This window comes from Streptomyces sp. UNOC14_S4, assembly GCF_020740835.1.
Taxonomy (GTDB): Bacteria; Actinomycetota; Actinomycetes; order Streptomycetales; family Streptomycetaceae; genus Streptomyces.
Map to the genome: position 1 here is coordinate 1 of NZ_JAINFC010000451.1, position 6,200 is coordinate 6,200.

Annotated in this window: 8 protein-coding genes; 3 read left to right on the top strand and 5 right to left on the bottom strand. The window is 68.5% G+C overall.

Annotated elements, in window-relative coordinates; translation table 11 throughout:
• The 4 genes from K6I34_RS29245 to K6I34_RS29260 form a co-directional block, all read right to left on the bottom strand.
• Positions 1 to 672, bottom strand: a 672-nt coding sequence (locus K6I34_RS29245) for a glycoside hydrolase family 3 N-terminal domain-containing protein (RefSeq protein WP_275127174.1), incomplete at its 3' end; no start/stop codon positions are given.
• A gap of 11 nt (positions 673 to 683) precedes the next feature.
• On the bottom strand, positions 684 to 1,514 hold the full coding sequence (locus tag K6I34_RS29250) for a carbohydrate ABC transporter permease (protein ID WP_229330442.1): 831 nt from the start codon (positions 1,512 to 1,514) through the stop codon (positions 684 to 686).
• Complete coding sequence (locus K6I34_RS29255; RefSeq protein WP_229330444.1) at positions 1,511 to 2,482, bottom strand: carbohydrate ABC transporter permease; 972 nt, start codon at positions 2,480 to 2,482, stop codon at positions 1,511 to 1,513. Before K6I34_RS29255 ends, K6I34_RS29250 begins: the two co-directional genes overlap by 4 nt.
• Before the next feature lie 140 nt (positions 2,483 to 2,622).
• Positions 2,623 to 3,906 (bottom strand): extracellular solute-binding protein, encoded by a 1,284-nt coding sequence (locus K6I34_RS29260; RefSeq protein WP_229330446.1) that lies wholly within the window; start codon positions 3,904 to 3,906, stop codon positions 2,623 to 2,625.
• Positions 3,907 to 4,150: 244 nt separating this feature from the next.
• On the opposite strand from K6I34_RS29260, the gene K6I34_RS29265 reads away from it, so the two are divergent.
• The 3 genes from K6I34_RS29265 to K6I34_RS29275 all read left to right on the top strand — a co-directional run bounded on the left by K6I34_RS29265 (position 4,151) and on the right by K6I34_RS29275 (position 5,655).
• Positions 4,151 to 4,924 (top strand): GntR family transcriptional regulator, encoded by a 774-nt coding sequence (locus tag K6I34_RS29265; protein ID WP_229330455.1) that lies wholly within the window; start codon positions 4,151 to 4,153, stop codon positions 4,922 to 4,924.
• Between the two features lie 69 nt (positions 4,925 to 4,993).
• A complete protein-coding gene (locus K6I34_RS29270) occupies positions 4,994 to 5,266 on the top strand; it encodes a hypothetical protein (RefSeq protein ID WP_229330448.1) in 273 nt (90 codons plus the stop codon).
• Positions 5,263 to 5,655 (top strand): type II toxin-antitoxin system VapC family toxin, encoded by a 393-nt coding sequence (locus K6I34_RS29275; RefSeq protein ID WP_229330450.1) that lies wholly within the window; start codon positions 5,263 to 5,265, stop codon positions 5,653 to 5,655. Before K6I34_RS29270 ends, K6I34_RS29275 begins: the two co-directional genes overlap by 4 nt.
• A 45-nt stretch (positions 5,656 to 5,700) precedes the next feature.
• On the opposite strand, the gene K6I34_RS29280 is transcribed toward K6I34_RS29275, so the two are convergent.
• On the bottom strand, positions 5,701 to 6,200 hold a 500-nt coding region (locus tag K6I34_RS29280), incomplete at its 5' end, for an amidohydrolase family protein (protein WP_229330452.1).

Consider the following 6,200-nt stretch of genomic DNA (forward strand, 5'->3'; position numbering starts at 1 on the left):
GTCCAGGGCGGGCAGCAGGATGTGCGCGCTCATCACGGCCTTGGTGCCCGCGGCGACCGCGGCCCGGAAGGGGACGAGCTCCCGCGCGTGCAGCGTGCCGAGGTCCACGTCGATGCGCGGCATGTCGTCGTGGGAGTCGACGGCGGTGTCCCCGTGGCCGGGGAAGTGCTTGGTGCAGGCGGCGACGCCCGCGGCCTGCAGGCCCTCGACGTACGCGGCGGTGTGCCGGGCGACGAGCTCCGGGTCGGCGCCGAAGGACCGTACGCCGATGACCGGGTTGTCGGGGTCGGAGTTGACGTCCGCGGAGGGCGCCCAGTTGAGGTTGACGCCGCAGGCGGCGAGGCGCCGTCCGAGCTCGCGGGCGACGGCGCGGGTGAGCTCGGGGTCGTCGACGGCGCCGAGCGCGAGGTTGCCGGGGAAGGAGGAGCCGGTGCGGACCTCCAGCCGGGTGACGTCGCCGCCCTCCTCGTCGATGGCGACCAGCACGTCGTCGCGCTCGGCGCGCAGCTGCGCGGTGAGGGCCGCGACCTGCTCGGGCGAGGCGACGTTGCGGCCGAACAGGCCGACGGAGGCCAGCCCCTCGCCGAGGCTGCGCAGCAGCCAGCCGGGGGCGGTGGTGCCGGTGAATCCCGGCTGGAGGACCGTGAGGGCGTCCCGGGTGAGCGTGTCCATGATGGTCAGTGCTAGCCCTTCACCGCGCCGGAGGTAAGACCGCCGACCGCCTTGCGCTGGAGGATGACGAAGAGGATGAGGACGGGGAGGGCGAAGAGCGTGGAGGCGGCCATCGTGGCGCCCCAGTCGTCGCCGAAGGTCGTCCGGAAGCTGGTGATCCACAGCGGCAGGGTCTGCGCGGACGGATCCTTGCTGAGGATGAGCACCATCGGGAACTCGTTCCAGACGGTGATGAAGCCGAACAGCGAGGTGGCCATGATGCCGGGCGCGAGCAGCGGGAAGATCACCCTGATGAACGCCTGGGTGCGGGTGCACCCGTCGACCATCGCGGACTCCTCCAGCTCCTTCGGCACGGCGGCGACGTAGCCGCGGAGCGTGAGGACCGTGAACGGCAGCACCATGACGGTGTAGATGGCGATGAGCGGCGGGAGGCTGTTCAGCATCTCGGCGTCGCGCACGATCATGTAGTACGCGATGACCATGACCTCCCAGGGCGCCATCTGGGCCATCATCATCACGAGGATGAAGCTCTTGCGGCCCTTGAAGCGCATGCGGGCGACGGCGAACGACGCGAGCAGCGCGACCACCAGCGACAGCGCGACGGCGACGAGCGTCACGGTGAAGGAGTTGCCGACGAGGGTCCAGAAGCCGTCCGCGTCCACCGCCTTGCGGAAGTGGTCGAGGGTGGGGCTCGTGGGGAACCACTGCGGGGTTTCCGCGACGATGTCCTTGCCGTCCTTGAAGGAGGTGCCGAACATCCAGTAGACGGGGAAGGCGAAGACCACGAAGAGGACGACGGCCACCGTCCCCGGCCAGGCGCGGGCGGGAAGGGAGCGCTTCACAGCTCGTCCTCCTCTTGCTTGAGGACCAGGCGCAGGTAGTACGCGGTCAGGGCCAGCAGGATCAGGATGGTGAGGATGGAGATCGCGGCGCCGACGCCGAAGTGCTGGTTGCCCATGCCCTCGACGAACGCGTAGACCGGCAGGGTCTCGGTGAGCCGGTCGGGCCCGCCCTCGTTGATCACGAAGACCTGGGTGAAGGACTTGAAGACCCAGATGACCTCGAGGAAGGTCGTGGCGAGGAAGAAGGGCTTGAGGAAGGGGAAGGTCACCGAGGTGAACTGCTTCCAGGGGCCCGCGCCGTCCAGCGCGGCGGCCTCGTAGAGCTCCTTGGGGATGGTGGTGGTCGCCGCGTAGAGGTTGATCGCCACGAAGGGGATCGACTGCCACACGATGAGCACGGTCACCACGAAGAAGGTGGAGAACTGGCTGCCGGTCCAGTTGTATTCGGCCATGGAGTGCCAGCCGAGCGAGTCCAGCACGTAGTTGACGACGCCGAAGCGCTGGGCGAACAGCCACTGGAAGACGGTGGTCGCGGCCACGGTGGGCATGGCCCAGGCGAGGACGAGGCCGAGCGCGAGCAGCAGCCGCAGCTTGGTGCCGAGGCGGGCGAGCAGCAGGCCGATCAGACAGCCCAGCGCCATGATCAGGACGACGTTGGCCGCGGTGAACAGCACCGACCGGAAGGTGACTTTCCAGAAGTCGGAACTGCTCAGCTGGTCGCTGTAGTTGTCGACGCCGATCCACTCGGTGACGCGCCGGATCAGCTGCCGCTTGTTGAGGTCCTGGAAGGACAGCAGGCCGTTCTTGACCATCGTCCAGCCGAGCAGCAGGACCGTGATGACGCCCGCGGGGAGGATCAGGAGGTACGGAAGTCCCGCGGCGGCCCGGCCCCGGCGCGGTGGCGGCGCGCCGCCCTTGCCGGTCCGGGTGACGGGTTCCGCCGTCACCTGGTCGATCTGCGCTGACATCGTCGTCCGCCTTCTTCCCTGTCCGAGCTGTCGTGCCGTCATGCCGTCGTGACGTCGTGCCGTCATGCGTGGGGGCGCGGCGGTACGGGGACGGGGCGGACTCTTCGGCTACGCGCCCCGTCCCCGTACCGCCGGCGGGGTCACTGCTTCTTGCCGAGGCGCTTGTTCAGGTCGGCCTCGACCTGCTTGGCGGCTTCCTCCGGGGACTTGCCGTTCAGGACGGCCGTCATATACGCCTTGACCGGGTTCGGGGCGTTCTCGACCTCGGCCCACTCGGGGATCAGCGGGGTGGTGCCGCCGCCCTTGACCGCGGGCCCGGCGGCCTCGGCAGCGGCGTTGCCCTTGAGGTTCGCGAGCAGGGAGTCCTTGTTGGGGATGGTGCCGACCTCCTTGGCCAGCGCACCCTCGTTCTTGTCGGACAGTGCGATCTTCAGGAACTCCTTGGCGAGGTCCTGCTTCTTGCTGCCCTCGGCGATGGCCAGGTTGGAGCCGCCGAGGAAGACGCCCTCGGGCTTGTCGGCGCTCTCACCGGGGATGGTGAAGAAGCCGAGGTCCTTCTCGATGGCGGGGTTCGCCGTGATGGCGGTCTTGGCCTCCCAGCCCATGCCGATGAAGGCGCCGGTCTTGCCCTTGGCGAAGACCTCGGCCTGCTGCGGGGTGGCCTCGTCCTTGTCCTTGGGGGCCTTCGAGAAGGACTGGTACTGCTTGTAGATCTCCATGGCCTTGGCGACCTTGGGGTCGGAGAGGTTGGAGACGTACTTGTTGCCGTCCTTCTTCACCAGGTCGGCGCCGGTGCCGATGGTCAGGCCGTCGAAGAAGTACCAGTTCTGGCCGGGCAGGTAGAGGGGCTCGGCGTCGCCCTTCTTCTGGATGGCCTCCAGGTCCTTGAAGAACTCGTCGCGGGTCTTCGGCACGTCCTTGATGCCGGCGTCCGCCCAGACCTTCTTGTTGTAGATGACGACGCGGTTGGCGGCCCACCAGGGGGCCGCGTACTGCTTGCCCTCGAAGACGGACGGCTTGTTGAGGGACTCCGTCCAGTCCGCGCCGATCTCCTTCTTGAGGTCACCGAGGTCGGCGAGGCCGCCGGTCTGGGCGTAGGAGGGGGTCTGGGTGTTGCCGACCTCGAAGACGTCCGGCGGGCTGGACTCGGAGAGGGCCGTGGTGAGCTTCTGCTGGATGCCGTCCCACTTCTGGACCTGGATGTCGAGCTTGGCGCCGGTCTTCTGCTCGAACTCGTCCTTGACCTGCTTGGTCCAGCCCGCGGGGTTGGATCCGTCCATGAACCAGACCGTGAGGGTCTTGCCCTTGGCCCCGTCCTTGGAACCGCTGTCGCCCGATCCCTTGTCACTGTCGCTGGACCCGCAGGCCGCGACACTCATCAGCATGGCCGCGACACCAGTCGCCGCTATGAGTCCCCGCTTCACAGCACTCTCCTCAAGGACCAAAAGTGGTCTTTAATGGTTTAGACCAGTGCCCGCAGCTTGGCCTAGACCTTTTGGGGTGTCAAGGGTGTATAAGAGTCGCTGTCGGCTCCGTTACCGGACCGACACCTCGAGGTCGACCTGGGCTTCTCCGGGCTCCTCGGGCTCTGCCCGTGCCACGATGTGACCGCGACAGACGGAGGAGCCGGTGACAACAGCAGGATCGGAGTCGGGTGGGCCAGCGATGGTGACGACCGACGGCGGCACGACGGAGAGTGCGGGCGCGAGCACGCCGGGCGGCGCGCGGACCGCGCGTGTCCCCAAGTACTACCGGCTCAAACGCCACTTGCTGGAAATGACCGAAACCATGCCCCCCGGCACCCCCGTGCCGCCGGAGCGCACCCTGGCCGCGGAGTTCGACACCTCCCGCACGACGGTCCGCCAGGCCCTCCAGGAACTCGTCGTCGAGGGACGACTGGAGCGAATCCAGGGCAAGGGGACATTCGTCGCGAAACCGAAGGTCTCCCAGGCCCTGCAACTGACCTCCTACACGGAGGACATGCGCGCCCAGGGCCTCGAACCGACCTCCCAGCTCCTCGACATCGGCTACGTCACCGCCGACGACCGCCTGGCCTCGCTGCTCGACATCGCCCCGGGCGGCCGCGTGCTCCGCATCGAACGCCTGCGCCTGGCGAGCGGCGAGCCGATGGCGATCGAGACCACGCACCTGTCGGCGAAGCGCTTCCCGGCGCTGCGCCGCAGCCTGGTGAAGTACGCGTCGCTCTACACGGCGCTCGCCGAGGTCTACGACGTCCGCCTGGCGGAGGCGGAGGAGACCATCGAGACGTCGCTCGCGACCCCGAGGGAAGCGGGCCTGCTGGGCACGGACGTGGGCCTGCCGATGCTGATGCTCTCGCGGCACTCGCTCGACGCGCAGGGGGAGCCGGTGGAGTGGGTGCGATCGGTGTACCGGGGGGACCGGTACAAGTTCGTGGCGCGGTTGCGGAGGCCGACGGAGTAGGGGGCGGCGCGGGGTCGGCCTACTTTCTGGGCGCCCACCGAATAACAAGACTTTTGTTAAACTGGTGGCGTGCCTGACTCCCCTGGCCCCGGCGAGGGCCCCGTCCGCCCGGTCTCCGTCTCCCTTCACGAGGGCACCATCGCCGCCCTCAAGGAACGCACCGGCAAACGGGGCATGTCCGCCTATGTCGAAGCCCTCATCCAGCGCCAGCTCGAACGCGACCGGCTCCGCGAACTCATCGAAGACGCGGAAGCCGAACACGGCCCCATCGACCAGGCTGCAGTCGAGGCAAAGCGTGCACTCCTGCGCGGCGATGCGGACAACTCGGCAGACGCCGCATGAGCGGCACGCTCGTCCTGGACTGTGAAGGACTGTCCAAGCTCGTACGCCGCACACCCGAACTCACCGAGTGGCTGGCCGCGGCCGAGGCAGAGGACATCCGCGTCGTCACCAGCTCCGTCACGCTCGTCGAAGCCCGCGATCCCAGAACCAACCAGGCCCGCTTCGACTACGCCGTCTCCCGCGTGAACATCATCCCGCCCACCGAAACCGTCGCCCGCCACGCCAGCAAGCTCCTCGCCGCGGCCGGGCTTCACGGCCACAAGTACGCTCTCGACGCCATCGTCGCCGCGACCGCGCTGGCTTCGCCCGCACCGGTGACCGTCCTGACCTCGAATACGGAGGACCTGCGGGTCCTTTGCGGCCCCGGTATCCGCGTCCTCAAGATCTGAGGCGACGCGAGACCGAAACGAGAACGGCAGGACCGCACCCCTGGGTCACCCCAAGCCCAGCAGCTCCGCCAGATTCCCGCCCAGCACCCGCTCGCGGAGCTCGCCGGGGGACGTGACCCGTTCCACCATGGCGCGGGACAGCAAGGGGTCGCCGTAAGGGGCGTCCGAGCCGAAGAGGGTGCGGGTGGGGAGTTCACGGATGGCCAGGCGGACGGCGAAGACGATGTTCGCCGTGGACAGTTCCAGGTAGATGTTCGGCGTGGACCGGGCCAGTTCGATCGCCTCCATCCAGTTGGCACCGGCCAGTTGGCTGATCACCAGCGGCACCTTCGGGTAGCGGACCGCCAGCCCGGCCAGGGTGCGCACGTCCGCCGCGGTCGTGGGCGCGTAGCCGTGGACGACCACAGGAAGGCCGGCGTGATCGTACGCCGCCTGGAGCACCGGCTCGACCAGGTCCGCCCGGTTCGGGGGCGGGGTGAGCTCCCCGATGCCGTACAGCCCGCGGCCGACCACGTCGTGCGCCACCGAGGCCGCGGGCTGTACGG

Coding starts and splice junctions, on each gene's coding strand:
- K6I34_RS29255 (WP_229330444.1), bottom strand. CDS start 2,482: ATGTCAGCGCAGATCGACCAGGTGACGGCGGAACCCGTCACCCGGACC.
- K6I34_RS29275 (WP_229330450.1), top strand. CDS start 5,263: ATGAGCGGCACGCTCGTCCTGGACTGTGAAGGACTGTCCAAGCTCGTA.